This window comes from Synechocystis sp. FACHB-383, assembly GCF_014698605.1.
Lineage (GTDB): Bacteria > Cyanobacteriota > Cyanobacteriia > Cyanobacteriales > Microcystaceae > Synechocystis > Synechocystis salina.
The window spans coordinates 1-19,747 of the sequence record NZ_JACJTJ010000039.1 but is presented as its reverse complement, the minus strand read 5'-3'; the positions used below and the strand labels follow the sequence as shown (position 1 = coordinate 19,747).

Genomic DNA, 19,747 nt, shown 5'->3' with positions numbered 1-19,747 from the left:
GTTAATTATGGGTGAAAAAGTAGCGGCGTTGGGCTTAGATGTGGGGCGAAAACGGATCGGGGTGGCCGGGTGTGACGGCACTGGTTTGATTGCCACCGGTCTTACCACCATTGTGCGCAGTTCCTATGATCAAGACATTGCCCAAATCAGACAGTTAGTTGAAGCCAGGCAAGTTAATTTATTAGTGGTGGGATTACCCTACACCATGGCTGGGGAGATTGGTGCCCAAGCGAAACAGGTGCAAAAATTTGCTCGGCGGCTGGCGGAAAAACTTGGTCTAGCGCTGGAATATATGGATGAACGCCTCAGTTCTGTAGAAGCAGAAAATCAGTTAAAAGCGCAGAAAAAATTTTCTAGTTATAACAAGGGCTTAATTGATCAACAGGCGGCGGAAATTATTTTGCAACAATGGTTAGATTTACGGCGTTCTCGCCTACAAGAGGAGGGTGATCATCTCCATCGGTAAATTTTCATCAATTAAGCTGTTTGGTACATTTATCAACTCTTATTAATAATTCCCTGGGAAATTTAACTTAACTGTTTCTGCTTCAAAAATAACCAATGTTATCTAGTATTATCGCTATTCTTCTGCTGGGGTTTTTCGGGGGGCAACTAGCTCGAAGGCTCAAGTTACCAGCCTTGGTGGGGATGGTGCTAGTGGGCATTGTCCTCGGCCCCCAAGTAGGCGATCGCCTGAGTCTAACCATGTTGGCCTTGGCGGATGATCTACGCACCATAGCAGTGATGGTGATTTTAATGAAAGCGGGGTTGGGGCTAGACCGGGAAAAACTCAAGCAACAGGGTTCCGTCGCCCTCCGCTTAGGATTTTTACCCGCCAGTCTAGAGGCGATCGCCGTGGCACTGATGGCCATGGTCCTATTTCAATTTGACTTTGCCACTGGGTTATTGTTGGGGTGCATTGTTGGAGCGGAATCCCCGGCGGTGATTGTCCCCGGTATGTTGCGCCTTAAAAGTTTGGGCTGGGGAGTCAAAAAGGGTATTCCCGACGCAATTCTGACCGGCAGTGCATTGTCCGATGTCTTGCTTCTATTAGTTTTTAGTTTACTGCTAGCTTTTTTAGCCCAGGGGGGAGCCGAGGGATTGACGGTGGGGAATATCAGCCTCAGTGCCCTACAGTTGTTGCCTTTACAGATTGTTTTACAAATTGGTTTGGGAATTGCCTGTGGCGGGGCCATGGCCAAAATTTTGGTATCTCTGTTGGCCAAACAAAACTGGACGCAAACGGCGGTGCAAGATGGTTTAGTGGCTGCATCCCTAGCTTTATTTTTAGTGGTATCTTCTACCCAATTGCCCATTTTCTCTGGCTATTTAGCAGTCATGACCACGGGCTTTTTTCTGATTGAACTAGATGCGCCCTTAGCCCGGAGATTACGGGGAGGCTTTGACGGGCTATGGACGATCGCCGAAATCTTTTTATTTGTGCTGTTGGGGGCAAGTATTCAACTGTCAGTGCTAGAAAGTAGTCTGTTACCAGGCCTGCTCCTGTTAATGGTGGGCACTTTGCTAGGCAGGGGACTGGGTTGGTATCTTTCCACCCTGGGGAGTAATTGGAATGCCAGGGAAAAATTATTCCTGCTGCCAGGGAATTCTGCTAAAGCCACTGTACAAGCTGCTTTGGGAGCTGTGCCCTTATCCCAAGGTATTGCCGGCGGAGACATTATTCTGGCCATGGCGGCCCTTTCCATTCTGGTAACTGCCCCCCTGGGAGCCTGGGCCATTCCTACCTTTGCCCCCAAATTGTTGCAGAAAGGAACCGTGGACCCGACCAAAGTGAGCGTTAATCAATCTCTCACCATCTTGGCCGCAGTGGATACCTCGGCGATCGCCAAACAGGTTTTAACCAAGGTGGCTGAATTAGCCAGGCGGAATGATGCCAGGGTTGTAGTCCTCCATGTAATCCAGTTGGCAGATCCACCAGGGGTGGAAAACCTAAGAGAGCAAACAAAACAAATTTTGGCTGATATTCGCCATCAATTCATCGTCACCGAGGGGGTCGTACCGGAGCAAATTCTCCGCATTGCCCAGGAACAGGGGGTGGGGGAAATTATCCTTGGTAAGCGGGGACACAGTGTTTTGGATGACCTACTGCTGGGTTCCGTTTCCCAATACCTGTTAGCAACCAGCGTCCTACCGGTTATGGTGGTGGAGTCGGAGGATCGGGTTAGCCTATCCCGGGCCCATTGAGTTAGGCAAGTCATAGTCCATGTACTACGCTGAGCAGTTGACCATTTATGTCACCGAAGGCGATCGCCAGGGAGGAAAACTTCTTTACCAGGCATTAATTGAGGAAGCCCGACAGCTTGGTCTAGCGGGGGTCACAGTCATGCGTACCGCCATCAGCTACGGCCCCCAAAGTCCACAGATTGCCGTGGATTGGACCATGGAATTGGCCCCCCAAATGATTATGATTTTGACCGTCATCGATCAACCAACGGCGATCGCCCAATATATTCCCAAACTGCAAGCTTTAATAACAAAAGGTTTAGCCACCAAGGAATTGGTTAAGGTAGTACACCACGCTCCCACAGAAAATAACCCAGAACCCCTTGCCTCCTCGAAGGAGAAAGCAACTATGGACAGCGTCAATGATCCCAACCCCAATGCCCAAGGTAACCACCCAGACTATGAAAAATTAACCATCTATGTGGGGGAAGCAGACCAATGGCAGGGACGGCCAGTGCATCTAGCCCTGATCCAAGAAGCCCGACGTTTGGGCATAGTGGGGGCCACAGCGGTGCGGGGGGCCACTGGCTACGGCAAAAATAACGAGGAGCGGGTGATGTTACTGGGCATCATCGAACTGTCTTCGGATTTGCCCATGGTGCTCACCTTCATCGATCGCCGGGAGAAAATTGACCAGCTTTTACCCATAGTCCAGCAAGCGGTGCAGGGGGGTATTGTCCTGCGGGATCAGGTTGAAGTGGTGGTCCACACCTAGAACTTATCGGTGGCTGGCCTGGGCCCCACAGCCCCTGGTTGGTTGGTAAACAAATTACCCGCCGCTTCATTTTGGTAAATACAGTCAATGCGGGGATTACCTTCCAAAGGCCCGGTGAAACCAAAGGTATTCATGCGATTTTTACAATCATTGACTTGGCGGTTGTCCACCAATTTTTCCCGCTCCAAAATGCTCCAGTTATTGCGGCGCAACACACAGCCTGGTTGCATCACTGGTTGGGTAACAAACACATTAAAGGGATTCAGGGTCACAAACACCCGCATATCGGTGACGATGGCGCTGGAGCCAAACTGCACACACACTTCAGCGTTGGGAGCACTGCGGTCAATCACTTCCCTGGAGGCAACATTTTCCGGGCTAAAGCTAGCGGTGGAACTAAAACCAATGCCCACCCCAATGCCCAAAACGAAAATACCTGCCAACAGGGCGATCGTGCCGTAGTTGATGTTCCCTAAGCTGAACTTGCCAGGGGGTTTTCCTGGTGGAGGGCCATAATCCCGGTCATAGCTGGGACGGGGGGGAGGAGTATAACGGGGTGGGGGTCTACGGGCCATAGGGAAAAGTTGAGAGGGTGGAGTTTCCTAGTCTAGCTTTGGGAGAACTATTTCAGCCGGCCAGGATTCAGGGTGAGCTTTGGGGTTGAATATGAAGAGAAAATATTGTCCCGTGGCTTGGCATTGCCAACACCAGGTAATGGGCAGAGAGAATACTATCCTATCCACGTTTTCCGCCCACAATTTTAGATGAATTCCAAAGTTAAACCAGGCATCAACCGTTGCAGATTTCTTAGGGATTTAGTTTGCCAGAGGATATTTTTAGAACCCCTAAAGGCCAGACTAGCGCCTTCCTTGCCCCGCACCTTCATGACAAACATTGAGAGCATACTGATACCGGAACTATTGAGAAATTCTAACCCCTCCAGGTTGATGATCAGCTCACTACAATCCGCCAAAATTTCCAGCATGGTGTTCATAATTGGCTGATATTCCTTCATGCCTTCCAACCGCAAAAAGCCGCGAAAATAAAGGGTATTGTTGGCTTCTTCAAAGTAAATTCGATAATCTTCGGTGGTTATTTCCATATGGATAGGTCGCAATAAAATTAGGGATTTGGGGGAAATGGTTTTTTCTTAGCTATCACTGCTCAAATTTCGACGCTCAAGTGGGTCATTACCGTCACTTTTATCAAATCCTCAGAGCCGGGAACCGGGGAAAATTGCCAACCAAACTGGGCTTGGTAATCATTAATCATGGTTAATAAGCCAATTTGGGATGCTTCGCAGTTTTCCAGGGCCGATTTTTCCAGCCGTTCCATATACAATTCCATGGGATCCTTCTGCTTCAGCACTTTGATGAAGTCTTCATACTCGATGGTGGTTGGCAGAGGCGAAATATTACTGGTCTCAAAAATTAATTTGTGATCGTAGAGATGGAGCGTGATGATGATGGGGCAATCATGGTCCGTGGTGCTGTATTTAACAGCGTTTTCCAACAATTCGTTGGCAATGTAACTGACGGACCCTTTGATGGTGTCCCGCTGACTGAGGCCGTCGTCCGCTTCATTACCCGGAAAAAAGGTGGCAAAGTAGTCTCCCAAAAAGTCCGCCGATAGGCCATAGTTGCGCCAACGTTGTAGACGATTGGCCCGGTCGGGGGAAAAGTTTAGGGTGAGAAATTCGTCGCTGGGGGGAATAGGGTCAAGAAACTCTCCCCATTGTCTGACATCGGTCTGGTCAGTGCTCATGGTTGTGCCTATGGGACTGGCTCACTTAGTTGATAGGAAAATCAATGGCCGACAATACAATTCCGGCCCTGGCGTTTTGCCTTGTAAAGATTTTCGTCCGCTTGGGCAATTAGGTCTAGGGGGGATTGCCCTGGCTGGGGATACACGCGACCGATGCCAAAGGACATGGTAACGAATTCATTGGTGGGGGAATGGTGGTGGGGAATCTCTAGCATGGCCAGGGATGATTGCATCCGTTTAGCAATCTGCTGGGCAGCTTCACCGGTCACCTGGGGTAAAATGACGGCAAATTCTTCGCCACCGTAGCGGGCAAAAAGATCGAAGGGGTTGCGGAGGGTGGAACTGAGGGTTTTGGCAATGCGCCGTAGACAGTCATCCCCACTGAGATGACCATAGAGGTCGTTGAATTGTTTGAAATGGTCGATGTCACACAAAACTAAGGCGATCGCCCCTTGGTCATCCATGGCCCGTTCCCATTGTTGGGCTAGATGGAGGTCAAAGTGGCGGCGGTTGGAAACCTGGGTGAGGCTATCAAGGTTGAGTAGCTCTGCGGTTTCTCCTAGCTTTTGTCGCCATTGGGCGTCCACCACGTCCCCATGTTGCATGATGGTTTCCACAATAATCTCTAGGTCTTCCTTTTCTCGGGAAATTAAACTGAGGATATTTTGTAACTTCGCTTCTGCCCGCTGTCGTTCCACAATCTCACTTCTGAGCTTGACATTGGTTTCATTCAGCAATGACTCGATCATGTCCCCATGTTCGGCGATCGTGGTCAAGGCAATGTGGAGGTCATCGTTTTCCCGTTGCAACCGATTAATTTCTTGCTGGAGTTGAGCTAGGGTGGCCGCCGTTAATTCTGTCGTAGTCATAGTGGGGAGCAGGGACGGAGATAGGATCCAGAAATTTTTGAGTGGGTTTATTTACCTACCTAGGTTATTCAATGTAACTCACTTAGTTAAGAATGACTGCTTACCAGGGACTCTTTTCTGCCAGATATTCTAAATATTTTTGTTGGGTAACCCTCTGTTTAGTTGTGGGTGGGGTATAGAGTACCTACTATCGTTCCCCTAGAAACAACAGGGATCGAGTCTTGTCTTGGCTTAGGACCTACTGGCAAAGTGCTATTTTGCGCCCCAATGGACTGAATGGGGCACTTTTTCCTGTCTTTTCCAAGCTTGGGGGAGGAGGGAGGGCTTTTACAACAATCTTTTTGATGAATCCGGTAACTACGTCTCAGCAGGCTCCGTCAATGTCAGCGAGATTTTTCCACCGATGCCCTGACGATCGCCGCTAACTGTTCTGCACTATCAAGGTCAGCCAAGGTGCCAGCGGCCTTGGCCATGGTGGTCAATTTTTCCGGACTCTGGAGGAGTTCGAGCCCACCTTGCTCCAACTGTGCCGCCGTGAGGGATTTTTGGGTAAACATTAGGGCGGCCCCGGCATCGACAAATACCTGGGCGTTGTACATCTGATGATTTTCCGCCGCAAAGGGATAGGGAATTAAAATGGCAGGAGTCTGGGTAACAGCCAATTCCGTCAGGGTGCCTGCCCCGGCTCGACTGATGGCTAGGTCTGCCCTCTGCAAAAGCGCCGCCATGTTATCAAAAAAGTCTAGGGAGAGATAATGGTCATGGCTAAAGGTGGCTGCCTCCGGATCGTTCTTGCCGGTCAAATGGACAATAAACGCCCCCGCATTAACCCAAGCCGGCACACAACTACGGACTTTTTGGTTTACTGTCACGGCCCCTTGGGAGCCGCCTGCGACCACAATTAAATGTCTACCCGCTGGGATGGACAGGTCTAAGGGCTGGGGTTGGTGAAACTGCTCTCGCACGGGGGTACTGATCCACACCGTTGCACAGTTGGGCAAATATTTGGCTGTGCCCCGAAAACCGATCGCCACTTTGTCGCACCAACGGCCCAACCAAGTGGTTACTTTACCGGGAATGAAGTTCGATTCATGAAAAATTACCGGAATGCCGCATAATTTGGCTGCCACAATGGCCGGTGCCGCAATATAACCCCCCGTAGTCGCCACCGCATTAATTTGTTTGCTCTTAATCAATTTTCTGACGGTGAATACGGACCGCAACAGATTCCAGCCAATCTTGACTGTTTTTAAACTGGGCCGCCCCTGGAAACCTTCCACTGGGATAGTTTGGAGGGGATATTGCCTGGGTACTAGCGTGGTCTCCAGGCGATCGGGCACCCCCAACCAGGTAATCTCATAGTCCGACAACTGTTGAGCCAAGGCCAGAGCCGGAAAAAGATGTCCCCCCGTGCCACTGGCGGCAATTAGTAAACGAGTTGGTTCAGTCATCTTGCCAAAATATCCGGTAAAAACTACATAAGCCCTTAATTAAGCCCACAAAAAAAATACCCCACCCGCTGGCGGAGTAACAAATTAAAATGCCCAATCCCCCGCATAACGGAGAAATCCTGACCCACCCAAAGATGGTTAGACATTTTTGATTAAAAGACTGTTAGTCTTCAAACCTTCCCAGCCTAACCTTCACTTTCAATGTGAATGAAAAGCAACCCCATGGTCACAGCGGGGAATAACCAACCCACCATAGGAATCAAAATCCAAGGCAGATAAGATGCAGCGTAGGAACCGTCCATTAGTTAATACTCCTTATTAATTGGATGATTGTAAGCTCAGGCCGTTGTGGCAACGGCAAAATCGAAACAGTTTAAAGGTTATAAGGTTATTTAGTTAAATAGACCCCGGAAAATCCCATCCACAACGCTGAGGTTTTCCAACAGGAAGTAGGCCACAAAGGCACCTCCCATGCCACCCACAAAAAAGCCAGCGGCAAATTGGCTCCAACCATCGGCTGTTTGCAGAGTGTCGCCGGTACCCTCTTCCCCTTGGAAAGTAACTAAGCCATAGCTACTCAAGGCAGCGGTGGCCACCAAGATCAAAGCCAAAGCTCCGATCAGACCACCAATGTACTGGTACTCAGAATCCCGCAGGGGGCCGAGTAGGGTCCAGGGGCCAATCAGAAAGTAGCCGTGGGCCATACCCACTTCCAAACCTCTGAGGATGGGGGAAAGACCTTTGCGGTAGGCGGGTAAGTTACCGATAAAAGTGCGGGTAAAAGCAGAGTCAGAAATGGGGGTGGAAAGGTGCCCCACAAAAGGATCGCCGTTATAGGCTTGTACAACTTGGTTAGATTCAGCCATTGGTATTGAGTTCTCCTGTTAAAGAATTTTGTCAGGGACGTGACAAAACTTTAGTCCCCATTTTACGCACGGGGGGACGTTTTGCGAGGAAAATGGCCTTTAGCTTTAAAAAAATTCATTAAGTTTTATTGACATCCCACGACAAGGGCTGTTTTGTTGGGATTCTCGACCCAGAGGACTTCTTTATATCTGATTTGCCAATTAGTTGGCTCTGTCTTTTTTAATAAGCTTCTTCAATCTTTGTCAGTGTGCTTTTGGCGATTTGGAGAAAATGGGCGAGCCAAAGCATGGCTTTGTCTAAGGAGATTAACAAAGGAAAAAAGCTGTCTGAGCCGTTATCCCTCCATTTATTCGTGCAGGTGAAAAAATCACTAGGACTTAGTCAATGAAGATTCCAGTCCGATGGGCTTGGTGGAAATGCTCACCATAAATGGCGGAAAATATTATATTGTGATAATGATTATCATTATTAAAACTAGCCTGGGGCAATTTTTGGGTATGGGGAGGAAGGGCATTGCTTTCGCTCTGACTTCTTGCCTATATTCTCAATAATTTGTCGGCTAATCCTTAGAGTGTGAGGACTCGTATGTTAAAAAAACTGTCACTAGTGTGGGGTTTAGGTGCCCTGATGGCGATCGCCGGGGGAGAGGGAGAAGCTTTAGCCGAACCAGTCGACAAAATCGGACGCTTGCAGTTTGGTCAATCCCTGGAAGATATGGACTCCAACCCCATGGGACAGATCACCAATGTATCGGAGCTCAGGGATGTGCAGCCCACCGCCTGGGCCTACGAAGCATTAAAAAGTTTAGTGGAGCGTTACGGTTGCATCGTTGGTTTCCCTGACCGGACTTTTCGCGGCGATCGAGCCCTATCCCGTTGGGAGTTTGCTGCGGGGCTAAATGCCTGCATGAATGTGATGGAGCGGTTAATCCAGGAGAATGTAGCGGTTTTACGGGAAGACGTTGATAGGCTGAAACGCTTAGCTCAAGAATTTCAGGGAGAATTGGCGGCCCTGGGAACCCGCGTCGATAATCTGGAAGTCCACACGGCTTACCTGGAAGACCATCAATTTTCCACCACCACCAAATTAAGTGGGCAGGTGGTAACGGCCCTGAGTGGCATTGTCAGCGGCGACAAAAATAATGGCACCGAATCAATCACCAGAAATACCACCTTGGGTTATCGCACCCGCCTGGAGCTTAATACTAGCTTTACGGGGGATGATGATCTGTTTATTCGTTTATCCAGTGGCAATTTAGAAGACTATGGTCCCATTGCCGGTACTTTTCAGCCGGTGTTAGGGGCAACGGAACCGGAAGATGGCAACCTCAGCAATAGTGTTTTGTACTATACTTTCCCTGCCACGGAAAATATTCGTCTGTGGGCCCTTGGGGCTGGGGGAGCTTTCGATGATTTCACCAATACCATTAACGTTTTGGACGGGGATGGCGCCTTTGGTGCGTTGACAGCCTTTGGTACCCGTAGCCCTATCTATTTTCTAGGGGAAGGCACCGGGGCGGCCCTCCAGGGCACCTGGGATAGATTGCAACTCAGCCTTGGTTACCTGGCCCCCGCTGGCAATGATCCTTCCCAGGGAGAAGGGCTATTCAACGGTAGTTTTGGCACGATCGCCCAGTTAAACTACGACTTCAGCGACAATTTGACCCTAGCTTTAACCTATGGCTATGGCTACAATACCCTGGACACCAGCACCGGTAGCCAACGCTCTAATTTCCGCTACTTCACCGAAACCACCTTTGGCGAAGCAGCCAAAACTTCCCACAACGCCTATGGAGCGGCTTTTTCCTGGCAATTAAGTGACCATTTTGTCCTGGGAGGCTGGGGAGGCCTTACCAAAGCCCGCACCCTCAACTCCATTGATCTGGCAGATGCCAGCATTGGTAGGGGCAGTTTAGACATTTGGAATTGGGCAGTGACTTTGGCTTTCCCCGACATTATCAAGGAAGGTAACATGGCAGGGATTATTGTTGGCATGCAACCCTGGGTGAGCAGCAGTTCCATCGTCTTTCCCGATGACGTTGCCAGCACCGACATTGACAGTTCCCTCCACCTAGAAGGGTTTTTCGAGTGGGCAGTGAATGACAATCTTTCCATTACCCCCGGTATTGTGGTGGTGCCCAATGCTGATTACAACAACGCCAATGGCACCCTGGTAATGGGGGTAATCCGTACCACCTTCAGCTTCTAGGCATGGCAAAACCGTTCCACACAACGGACAAATAACTCCACCCCCACTGGCAACACGGCCTCGTCAAAATTGAAGCGGGGATGGTGGTGGGGATAGTCCAAACCTAGGTCGCTATTGGCAGACCCTAAAAAGAAGTAACAGCCTGGCACGGCCTGGAGGAAAAATGACATGTCTTCCCCTGCTAGGGTTTGATAATCCGGTTGGAGATGGTCATCGGTGAGTAACACATCCGCCGCCGCCGATCGCACTAAATCCACCAAACGGCGATCGTTGACCACGGGGGGATAAATATTGTCGTAGGTGAATTGGTAATTAGCCCCATGGGTCTGGCAAATGCCCTTGATAATTTCTTCGATGCGTTGGGCAAAATAGCCCGCAAAACTAGGGTCAAAGTAACGCACTGTGCCCCGGAAGTAGGCACTGTCGGGAATGACGTTAAAGGCCGTACCGGATTGCAACTGTCCCACAGTAACCACGGCGGACTGGAGGGGATTTAAATTGCGGGCCACAATGCCTTGCAAAGCCATGACAATCTGGGCGCTAATTACCAGGGTATCAACGGTTTGGTGGGGCATGGCTCCGTGGCCCCCTTGACCGAACAGTTGACATTCAAAATGTTCCACCGCTGCCATCACTGGCCCTGGTTTGATGCCCACCGTGCCCACGGGCAGATCGTTCCACAGATGTAAGCCCACAATGGCATCCACCGCCGGATTTTCCAGCACCCCCGCCTCAATCATTGGTTTGGCACCGCCGGGGCCTTCCTCCGCTGGCTGAAAAAAGAATTTTACCTGGCCCCGAAAACTATCCCGATGGGCTGCCAAATATTGCGCTGTTCCCAAGGCGATCGCCGTGTGACCGTCGTGGCCGCAGGCGTGCATTTTGCCTGGGTGGAGGGAACGGTAATCCACTTCATTTTCTTCTGTTACTGGCAGAGCATCCATATCGGCTCGGATGGCCAACACAGGCCCCGGTTTACCACTGTCAACCACTGCCATAATGCCGGTTTTGGCAATGCCTGGGGTGTGGGGAATCCCTAGCTTAGTGAGGGTTTCCGTAATGTGGACCGAGGTTAATTGCTCTTGGAAGCCCAATTCCGGGTATTGATGGAATTGCCGTCGCCATTGGATCAATTGACCATGTAGCGCCTGGATGGGCAAACGGACATTGGTGCTGGGCAGATTGGTCGGCTGGGGAAGGGTAAAAACCATAGTGGAAAAGCAGGGTGGTGTTTGTATTTTAACCATTCCCCCCAGGCATTATCCCAGCCAGAGATAGCTACCAACCAAGGCGATCAAGGCACTGCCCATGGGAACAGTTAGGTTATCAATGCCCCAACGGGAAAAGCTCTCCAATCCCGCACTGGCGATCGCCACCGCCCCGGCAACAACGAAGCAAGTAGCTGTGAAGCCAAAGGTGTAACCCAGGAGTGCCACTGTGACCAAAAAACTAGCCAACACCATGGTGAGAGTGCCTTCCCAACTTTTGCGGAAACCAAAGACTTCGTAGCGGTGACGTCCCCATCTTTGTCCCACCAGGGCCGCCATTCCATCACCCCAGGCCATGACTAAAATACCGATCGCCGCAAATACCGGCAGTTCTACGGAGAAAAATCCCCCCACCAATAGACCAATGCTCAGGGCGTAAAACAAAGTGCCGTAACTATGACGGCCAACACTTTCCAGGCTAGGTAAAATCGGTAAACGGTAGGAGAGCACTGCAATGCCAGCGGCAAAGACACCGGCGATCGCCCCCACCCAACCGGGAATACCCAACCACCAAGCGATTAGCACCACCTGCCCCGCTCCGATATGGACAATTTTGCGAGTTACCTCCGCCGGACTGGGGGAAAGGCGGTTAAGCAGTTCCGCCGTTAACACCACAGCCCCAAGATAAGTTGCCGCTAGCCCCACCGCTATCCAGAGGGATAAATCCATAGGACTATTTTGCTCGATGCCCATTAAGAAAGAAAACCACGGTTATAGCCTCGGTGCCAGTACCTTAGCTTTTTGACAATCCCACTAATCATACCTTCAAAAATATGATCGATCTTTTAATCAATTTGGGTTTCACTACCAATGTTTGATTTTCGAGTAGTTTAAGAACCTGTTTGTAAAGTCTGATTTCGCCCTCTAAACTCTACTCAACTGTTTTATCTTTAACGCCCCGAACAATACGGGAAAGCTCAGATTTTTCATCCACACTGATGCGGGTGGGAGAACCACTAATAATCCGTTCATAATTGCGGAAGGAATCCCGAATGTCAGGGCCGTCATGGCTGATGCTATATTCGCGAATACCTTTATCGTGCCAAGAACCCCGCATTTTAAACACATTCAAAGCCCGGGACATTTCCCCCCGAATCTCCACATACTGCAACATCAAAATAGTGTCCGTAATGGTGGAAATATGGGATTCCGTAATGGAATGGGCCCCCATAAATTGGTCTGTGGTATTAGTAAAGAAACCAGTAATTTCTTCCTGTTTGGCGTAGCCCGTTACCCCAATGACAAATTGACGGAAAGCATTATTAGTCACCCCCCGGGCCAGGGCAGAGAGGGAATCGATGGCAATGCGGGAGGGCTTAAATTCCGATATTTCTGATTTAATCATTTGTAAATGATCTTCCAAACCTGCCGATTCCGGATAGGTACAGAGGAGTTTTAACAAACCTTTGTGTTCCATTTCTTCAAAGTCAATGCCCCAAGAAGAAGCGTTACGGGAAAGCTGGGCACGGGACTCTTCATAGGCAAACAAAATGGCCCGTTCCCCTTGGCGACAACCTTCTTGTAAAAATTTGCTTACTAATAGAGTTTTGCCGGTACCAGTAGCCCCCGTAGCGAGAATAATTGAATCTTTGAAAAAGCCGCCGCCACACATTTCGTCCAAGGTTTGCACCCCCGAAGAAATCCGCGCATTAGAAGACCTCTGGGTGAGGCGCATGGCCCCAAGGGGAAAAATATTAATGCCGTCATGGGTGATGGTAAAGGGATATTCCCCTTTCATGTGGGTGGTGCCCCGCAGTTTGAGGATTTCTACGGTGCGCCGTCGCCGTTCCCCTTCCAAAACATTACGCAAAACCACCACGTTATCGGAGACAAATTCTTCAACTCCAAAGCGGGCAATGGGGCCATACTCCTCCACCCGTTCCGTGGTCATAATCGACGTTACCTGTAATTGTTTTAGCCGGGCCACCAAACGAAAAATTTCCCGCCGCACCACCGAAGCCGCATCATATTGTTGAAATACCGCTGTGACGGAATCAATGGAAACTAATTTGGCTTTATATTTCCGCACTGCATACTGAATTCTTTCAATTAGGGCCGATAGGTCAAAGGTGCCCACCACTTCCTGCCCTTCCGGATCTGGAGAAGCATCGAGGATAAATAATTTGCCATCTTCAATTAGCTGCTGTAGATCCCAACCAAAGCTGTAGGCATTTTCAATAATGTCACTGGGGGATTCTTCAAAGGTAATAAATAGCCCTGGATAGTCGAAGTGTTGAATTCCCTGATAAAGAAATTGCACTGCCAGCAGGGTTTTACCGGTACCGGAGGTACCACTCACCAGGGTAGTACGGCCAATGGGCAAACCGCCATGGGTAATTTCGTCAAAGCCCTCAATCACAGTGCGAATTTTCTGTACTCCCTTCCTTGGCACGTCGGGGCGGTTGCGTTCGTTAACAATCGGTAAGTTCATTAGCTAAATTTAAATTTTTAAAGAAGTTAGTAAAACTAAATAACGGTTTGGCTAAAACTGATTGAATTGGTTTAGGTTGAGGGGCGGGATTAAGATTTTCTACGAGTTCGATGACTTATGCTGATCCGGAGACGCGCTAGCCCTGTGGCCAAATTTTTTATTGGTCTTCCGCTTCCCGTTCCCGGATTTCGTCATAGAGCAAATCTAGACCAATTAACACTTTTTCTCGGTCGGAAAGATCACCGATGATTTTCCTGACGGGGGGCGGTAGGATTTTAGCTAGGGTGGGGGTAGCAAGAATTTTATCTTCTTCGGCCAACTGGGGATTTTTTAACACGTCGATCACTTTGAGAGCATAAACTCCCTGGAATTCTTGTTCAAGGATATTTTTCAGCATTTTAAGGGCCCGCACAGAATTGGGGGTATTGCCGGCTACGTAGAGTTTGAGAACGTAAGTTTTTTAAAAGGGCTCATTTTACGGGTTTACTAGGACGAAGGGGGAAACCAACCAAGAAACAACTAAGCAAATAGATAACCAGGGAATCGAGGCAGTTTCAACAGTCAAAAGTTGAGCTGATGATTAAACCGCAGCATTTGGTTATTAATCCGTTTGATAATATACATCAAAGGGAATGTCCTCCCGTGGTATGGAACGACGATACATTTCCCCCAGATGGGCGAGGATGTCGATCAGCACTAAACGATAATCTAGGAGAACTTCTTCGCTCCGTCCTTCTAGCTTGAGGTGCTGGGAAAATTCGTCCATTAACTCCATATGAATTTCGAGGATTTGGGAAATGGCCAGGTCAGCAAAAAAAGCCTGGTTGACAAATTGATCCAATAGGTCGTTAACTGTTCCCTCATTGCTGAAGTAACTGAGGGTAATCTCCCGATATTGGGAACTTAAATCTTCTAGATATTCCTGTTTTTCCTGGGGGGAAAAGTTGCGGTAAAAGTGACTGGGCTTACGTTTGTAATACACTCCTAGGTAACCAAGTCTTTCTTTGAGTTTGTCGGCCAGCCTTCTTTGCTGTAGCAGTAAAAAGCTTTGGGATGATTCATCGACAATGGGGGCAGGGATAGTTTCTCTTTGGTTAGGGAGAGTGCAGAGGGGTCCAAGGTGTAAATAATGGGCGATCGCCCGGTCTACGACGGTGGGCAGTTCGGACCATTGGGATTCGGGCAGATGGATTTCGGCGTTGTGATAGACAATGGTGGGGTGTTCGTTGGTAGTTTTTGCTAGGGCGGAAGGACTAGGTTCGAGCAAAATAATTGGCAACAAACGCCCCTGTTCATAGAGACGATTCAACACCGGCAAGGAATTAACTTCGTAGTAGACCAACAAACAATCAATCCGTTCAGGTTTGTCTTCTAGAAAGGCACAAAAGTCATCTAGCGCTTGAAAACTCGACAGATGATGGCGATCGCCCTGGAAAATAGACCTGAGTCTATGGGCAACGTGTTCGGGAGCAAAAAGACAGAGGGAGAGGGGAGACTGCACAGGGGATCAATAATCAGTCGAAGGTTAATCAGACAAGGGCTCAGATTAGTTTTGTCACCACGGAAGGTGCAAGTTAAGAAAGTATTAATACTATTAATTGGAAAATTGTGTTAAGCAACTACCCCCTGAACGTTAACACAATCTGAGTGCTCCTTGGCCGGATAGCTTAAGACCTGTTTACAAAGATTGAATCTGTGCTCCTAATCTTGTCGCTGGGCATGATTAGCTCAAGGTAACTTTGGAACTTTTTCCCCATGGCTAGGGGGTGGGGGAATTTTTTTACCATCTGTTTGTCAATGGCTAGCCCTTGGCTAGTTCACCCTTTTTGGCTAGGATTTGGGTGTCTAAGCCCCCGATCGCCGCCCTCCATTTTTTATAGTCTCCGTATATGACAAGCAGAATTAACCCCCTCGCCGGCCACCATCCCCCCGCCGATCAACTGTTGGATGTGGCTCAACTGCTCGACAATTACTACCGTCAGCAACCGGACCCGGAAAATCCCGCCCAGCTAGTGAGCTTTGGCACCTCTGGCCATCGGGGTTCTGCCCTTAACGCTACTTTTAACGAAGCCCATATTTTGGCGGTGACCCAAGCGGTGGTGGACTATCGCCAAGCCCAGGGCATTACGGGGCCTCTTTATATAGGGATGGATAGCCATGCCCTCTCGGAACCGGCCCAGAAAACCGCGTTGGAAGTATTAGCCGCTAACCAGGTGGAAACCTTTTTAACCACCGCCACCGACCTGACCCGCTTCACCCCCACCCCAGCGGTGTCCTACGCTATTTTGACCTACAACCAAGGACGTAAAGAAGGTTTGGCCGACGGCATTATTATTACCCCTTCCCACAACCCCCCCAGCGATGGCGGTTTTAAATATAATCCCCCTTCCGGCGGCCCAGCAGAACCGGAAGCAACCCAATGGATTCAGAACCGGGCCAATGAGTTGCTCAAAACCGGCAATCGAGCAGTTAAACGATGGGACTATGACCGGGCGTTGAAGGCCCCCACCACCCATGCCCATGATTTTGTTACCCCCTATGTGGACGGTTTGGCGGACATCATTGACCTCGAGGTAATTCGTTCAGCGGGCTTGCGCTTAGGGGTTGATCCCTTGGGGGGAGCTAATGTGGGCTATTGGGAACCCATTGCTGCTAAATATAATTTGAATATCAATCTGGTTAATCCCGGCGTAGATCCAACGTTTAAATTTATGACCCTGGATTGGGACGGCAAAATCCGCATGGATTGTTCTTCTCCCTACGCCATGGCCAGTTTGGTGAAAATCAAGGATCACTACGATATTGCTTTTGGTAATGACACCGACGGCGATCGCCATGGCATTGTCACCCCCAGCGTGGGGTTAATGAATCCAAATCATTTCCTCTCCGTGGCGATCTGGTATCTATTTAGTCAGCGGCAACAGTGGTCGGGCCTGAGTGCCATTGGCAAAACGTTGGTGAGCAGTAGCATGATTGACCGGGTGGGGCAATTAATTAACCGTTCCGTCTATGAAGTGCCCGTGGGCTTTAAATGGTTTGTCAATGGTTTGTTGGACGGCTCCTTTGGCTTTGGTGGTGAAGAAAGTGCCGGGGCTTCCTTCCTGAAGAAAAATGGCACCGTTTGGACCACCGATAAGGATGGCACCATTATGGATCTGTTGGCGGCGGAAATTACGGCTAAAACTGGCAAAGACCCTGGGCTCCATTACCAGGATTTAACCGCTCAGTTGGGTAATCCGATCTACCAGCGCATCGATGCTCCGGCCAGCCCAGCCCAGAAGGATCGACTGAAAAAACTTGCGCCCGATGACGTTACTGCCACTACCCTGGCCGGCGACCCCATCACGGCGAAGCTGACCAAAGCCCCCGGTAACCAAGCGGCGATCGGTGGTCTGAAAGTCACCACTGCGGAAGGTTGGTTTGCTGCCCGGCCCTCCGGCACGGAAAATGTCTATAAAATCTATGCCGAAAGCTTTAAGGATGAAGCCCATCTCCAGGCTATTTTCACGGAGGCAGAAGCCATTGTTACCTCGGCTTTGGGTTAACCTACCAAGTCAATGTTTCGTCTAAAACTTCCTCTTCCCCCTGGCAACCTAATCGCTGGGGGGATTGTCTGTCTGTTGGGAAAAACCCTGTCTTTGCCCCTGTGTTAATTAGCCTATGTCCCGCTCTTTTTGGTTACTTCTGCTCTGGACGGCGATCGCCGCTGGATTACGAAGTTGGAATTTGGACAGTAAACCCCCCTGGACTGATGAATTTGCCACCCTCGTATTTAGCTTAGGCAACTCTTTTAGCGATATACCCTTGGGCCAGGTGTTAACCGTTGCCGACCTATTAAGCATTTTGCAACCCCTACCCCAGCCAGAACCCAATACCGTGGCGGCAAGTTTATTAAATGGTGATAACCATCCTCCTTTTTATTTCGTCCTAGCTCACCTGTGGTATCGATTATTTCCCCCCGATGGCAATTATTTATCCCTGGCGATCGGGCGATCGTTGCCGGTTGTTTTTGGCACCCTCGCAGTGCCCCTAGGCTATGGCTGTGCTAAGTGGATTTGGGGTAAAGATCAGGAAAAATTAGCCCAATTTACCGCCCTGTTGATGGCCATTTCCCCCTACGGAATTTTCATTAGCCAGGAAGCTCGACACTACACCTTTGCCATTATTTGGGGACTAATTTCCATTGCCTGTTGCTTAAAAAGCTTGGGCTATTTATTAAAAAATCAACGTTTACCTTTTTCCTTAACTATCATCTGGATATTAGCCAATGCTCTAGGCATTTCGGTCCACTTTTTTGCCGTTTTACCAATGGCTGCCCAGGCGATCGCCCTAGCACTGTGGCTGGGAGTCTGGCATCGCCAGGGAAAAATTAACTTTCTATTAGCTTTAAAATCCCTTTTACCCGTCATACTGGGCACCGCTGCCGCCGGTCTCAGTTGGATAGTGATTATTAGCCAAAAGCAATTCGGCCATGGCATGACGGAATGGATTCAATTCACCGATATGTCCTGGGTTGATACCCTCCTCGGCCCTCCAGCCCAATTAGCTGCCGCTGGCATCACCATGTTTTGTCTATGGCCTGTGGAATCGGAAAATTTGTGGCTTGTGGTGTTATCAGGTCTGGGGATGTTGGCCTACTTTATCTGGTTAACCCCGGTGGTATGGCAGGGTCTGGGGCACGGCATAAAAACGCAAAAAGATCCAAGGGTTTTAGTTTTGGTTACTACTTTTATTGTTTTGGTAATTATTTATTTGACCATCAGTTACGGAGCTGGCTTAGATATTACCAGAGGGGCAAGGTATAGCTTTAACTTTTGGAGTTTACTGATGTTAATGGCCGGTGTGGGCCTAGGAAAAAATCCCCAAGTAAATTCCCACCGCAGTGGTGATTTAAGCCCATCGGTTGATCAATGGCAGCAATTAAATTGGTGGCAAAGAAGTCGCCAGGGCCTCTATTTGCCGATGATCATTTTGATCATTGGTATTTTGAGTGCTTTCACTGTTACCCATAACTTAGCTTATCAGAAATATTATCGACCTGATAAACTTTTAACCCTATTGGCAGACAATCCCCCTAGCGAAAACCGTTGGATTGTCACTACCCATAAAAGCTTGGTACAGGTGGGGGAACTGTTGGGCCTCGCCTGGGAAGCGCAGCGGCATTTTCCTGAGTTAGTACCCCAGTTAAGATTCGTTTTTTTGCCCCAGGAAAAATTACAGGATCCTGCTGCCACAGAAAAGTTACAGAATTTATTAAAACAGGCGGAAGGACCAGTGGATTTATGGTTAGTTAACTATTTTGCTCCCCTAGATTTTCCCGATTGTCAAATGGATAGAAGTCCGAAAAAAAATATTTTTGGCTATCCCTATCAACGCTTTTATTGTCCTCTAAATAGAGAACTTGGACAGATTAATTGAATAAATGAAACTAAAACTGGCCATTATACAATTCCTCTAGTTGAGGATCCCAATTCACTTTCTCATGCGGCCAGGAGACGAACGGACAGTAGAGCATTATCGGGAATGGGTTCGACTTGGGACTGGGGAAGGCTAATAACAGCAATACTTTCGCCTTTAGCATTGAATACTTCCAAAATATAGCCATTTTCTCTACCGGCAGGATGAGGAACCATATCAACTAACGTGGCGATATCTCCTTTTTTGAGGTTATATTGGGGTTGGTCTACGGTCAGGACAACACGCTGATAAAGCTCTAAGTTCAAAGTGTTTTCTCCTTTTTAGGTTTGAGGGTTACAAATCGAAATTTGAGAGTTTCAAGAAAGTAATGAAAGGCGCCAGTTGCGTAGTAGTTCTATTTTACCATTAGTCCTGAATTTGGCAAATATTGCCATGGTGATATCAACCATGTGAGCTGACCTGGAGACAACTTTAGTCCGGCGATGAAATCTGGCAAACCAATGGCGATTATC

The 19,747-nt window shown here is 49.0% G+C and carries 18 protein-coding genes and 2 pseudogenes; 6 read left to right on the top strand and 14 right to left on the bottom strand.

What is annotated here, in order from left to right:
* Nucleotides 1-7: 7 nt before the first annotated feature.
* From ruvX to H6G45_RS19280, 3 genes are all read left to right on the top strand, one after another.
* Nucleotides 8-466, top strand: a complete 459-nt coding sequence (ruvX, locus tag H6G45_RS10940) for a Holliday junction resolvase RuvX (protein WP_190598473.1) — start codon at nt 8-10, stop codon at nt 464-466.
* A gap of 95 nt (nt 467-561) precedes the next feature.
* Entirely contained in the window at nt 562-2,205 is a 1,644-nt protein-coding gene (locus tag H6G45_RS10935; RefSeq protein ID WP_190598472.1) for a cation:proton antiporter, read from the top strand.
* A gap of 19 nt (nt 2,206-2,224) precedes the next feature.
* The gene (locus H6G45_RS19280) at nt 2,225-2,959 is read left to right on the top strand and encodes a DUF190 domain-containing protein (RefSeq protein ID WP_199309709.1); all 735 of its coding nucleotides are present in this window, start codon (nt 2,225-2,227) and stop codon (nt 2,957-2,959) included.
* Here the strand turns inward: H6G45_RS19280 and H6G45_RS10920 are convergent.
* The 7 genes from H6G45_RS10920 to H6G45_RS10890 form a co-directional block, all read right to left on the bottom strand.
* Entirely contained in the window at nt 2,956-3,534 is a 579-nt protein-coding gene (locus H6G45_RS10920) for a DUF3172 domain-containing protein (protein WP_190598471.1), read from the bottom strand. The two genes, H6G45_RS19280 and H6G45_RS10920, sit on opposite strands and share 4 nt — an antisense overlap.
* A gap of 185 nt (nt 3,535-3,719) precedes the next feature.
* A complete protein-coding gene (locus tag H6G45_RS10915) occupies nt 3,720-4,061 on the bottom strand; it encodes a hypothetical protein (RefSeq protein ID WP_190598470.1) in 342 nt (113 codons plus the stop codon).
* A gap of 62 nt (nt 4,062-4,123) precedes the next feature.
* Nucleotides 4,124-4,723, bottom strand: coding sequence for a hypothetical protein (locus H6G45_RS10910; protein WP_190598469.1), 600 nt, complete (start codon nt 4,721-4,723; stop codon nt 4,124-4,126).
* Nucleotides 4,724-4,764: 41 nt separating this feature from the next.
* On the bottom strand, nt 4,765-5,592 hold the full coding sequence (locus H6G45_RS10905; protein ID WP_190598468.1) for a diguanylate cyclase: 828 nt from the start codon (nt 5,590-5,592) through the stop codon (nt 4,765-4,767).
* Between the two features lie 383 nt (nt 5,593-5,975).
* A complete protein-coding gene (gene murG / locus H6G45_RS10900) occupies nt 5,976-7,043 on the bottom strand; it encodes an undecaprenyldiphospho-muramoylpentapeptide beta-N-acetylglucosaminyltransferase (protein WP_190598467.1) in 1,068 nt (355 codons plus the stop codon).
* 185 nt (nt 7,044-7,228) lie between these two features.
* On the bottom strand, nt 7,229-7,345 hold the full coding sequence (locus H6G45_RS10895) for a photosystem I reaction center subunit VIII (protein ID WP_028948017.1): 117 nt from the start codon (nt 7,343-7,345) through the stop codon (nt 7,229-7,231).
* Nucleotides 7,346-7,435: 90 nt separating this feature from the next.
* Nucleotides 7,436-7,909, bottom strand: coding sequence for a photosystem I reaction center protein subunit XI (locus tag H6G45_RS10890; RefSeq protein WP_190598466.1), 474 nt, complete (start codon nt 7,907-7,909; stop codon nt 7,436-7,438).
* Between the two features lie 586 nt (nt 7,910-8,495).
* Here H6G45_RS10890 and H6G45_RS10885 point away from each other — a divergent pair.
* The gene (locus H6G45_RS10885; RefSeq protein ID WP_199309708.1) at nt 8,496-10,118 is read left to right on the top strand and encodes an iron uptake porin; all 1,623 of its coding nucleotides are present in this window, start codon (nt 8,496-8,498) and stop codon (nt 10,116-10,118) included.
* Here the strand turns inward: H6G45_RS10885 and H6G45_RS10880 are convergent.
* The 5 genes and pseudogenes from H6G45_RS10880 to H6G45_RS10860 form a co-directional block, all read right to left on the bottom strand.
* The gene (locus H6G45_RS10880) at nt 10,115-11,329 is read right to left on the bottom strand and encodes a M20 family metallopeptidase (RefSeq protein ID WP_190598464.1); all 1,215 of its coding nucleotides are present in this window, start codon (nt 11,327-11,329) and stop codon (nt 10,115-10,117) included. The two genes, H6G45_RS10885 and H6G45_RS10880, sit on opposite strands and share 4 nt — an antisense overlap.
* 48 nt (nt 11,330-11,377) lie before the next feature.
* Nucleotides 11,378-12,079 (bottom strand): diacylglycerol/polyprenol kinase family protein, encoded by a 702-nt coding sequence (locus tag H6G45_RS10875; protein WP_190598463.1) that lies wholly within the window; start codon nt 12,077-12,079, stop codon nt 11,378-11,380.
* Between the two features lie 178 nt (nt 12,080-12,257).
* On the bottom strand, nt 12,258-13,817 hold the full coding sequence (kaiC, locus tag H6G45_RS10870) for a circadian clock protein KaiC (protein ID WP_190598462.1): 1,560 nt from the start codon (nt 13,815-13,817) through the stop codon (nt 12,258-12,260).
* 157 nt (nt 13,818-13,974) lie between these two features.
* Nucleotides 13,975-14,277, bottom strand: a pseudogene (gene kaiB / locus H6G45_RS10865) (circadian clock protein KaiB); the annotation flags it as partial.
* Between the two features lie 141 nt (nt 14,278-14,418).
* On the bottom strand, nt 14,419-15,318 hold the full coding sequence (locus H6G45_RS10860) for a circadian clock protein KaiA (protein ID WP_190598461.1): 900 nt from the start codon (nt 15,316-15,318) through the stop codon (nt 14,419-14,421).
* Nucleotides 15,319-15,706: 388 nt separating this feature from the next.
* Between H6G45_RS10860 and pgm the strand changes: the two genes are divergently transcribed.
* Nucleotides 15,707-17,362: a phosphoglucomutase (alpha-D-glucose-1,6-bisphosphate-dependent) gene (pgm, locus tag H6G45_RS10855; RefSeq protein WP_190598460.1), complete on the top strand. Its 1,656-nt coding sequence runs from the start codon at nt 15,707-15,709 to the stop codon at nt 17,360-17,362.
* Nucleotides 17,363-17,477: 115 nt separating this feature from the next.
* Entirely contained in the window at nt 17,478-19,235 is a 1,758-nt protein-coding gene (locus tag H6G45_RS10850; RefSeq protein WP_190598459.1) for a hypothetical protein, read from the top strand.
* Between the two features lie 62 nt (nt 19,236-19,297).
* On the opposite strand, the gene H6G45_RS10845 is transcribed toward H6G45_RS10850, so the two are convergent.
* Nucleotides 19,298-19,540, bottom strand: a complete 243-nt coding sequence (locus tag H6G45_RS10845) for a DUF4926 domain-containing protein (protein WP_190598458.1) — start codon at nt 19,538-19,540, stop codon at nt 19,298-19,300.
* A gap of 51 nt (nt 19,541-19,591) precedes the next feature.
* Nucleotides 19,592-19,747 (bottom strand): annotated as a pseudogene (locus H6G45_RS10840) (IS1 family transposase); the annotation flags it as partial.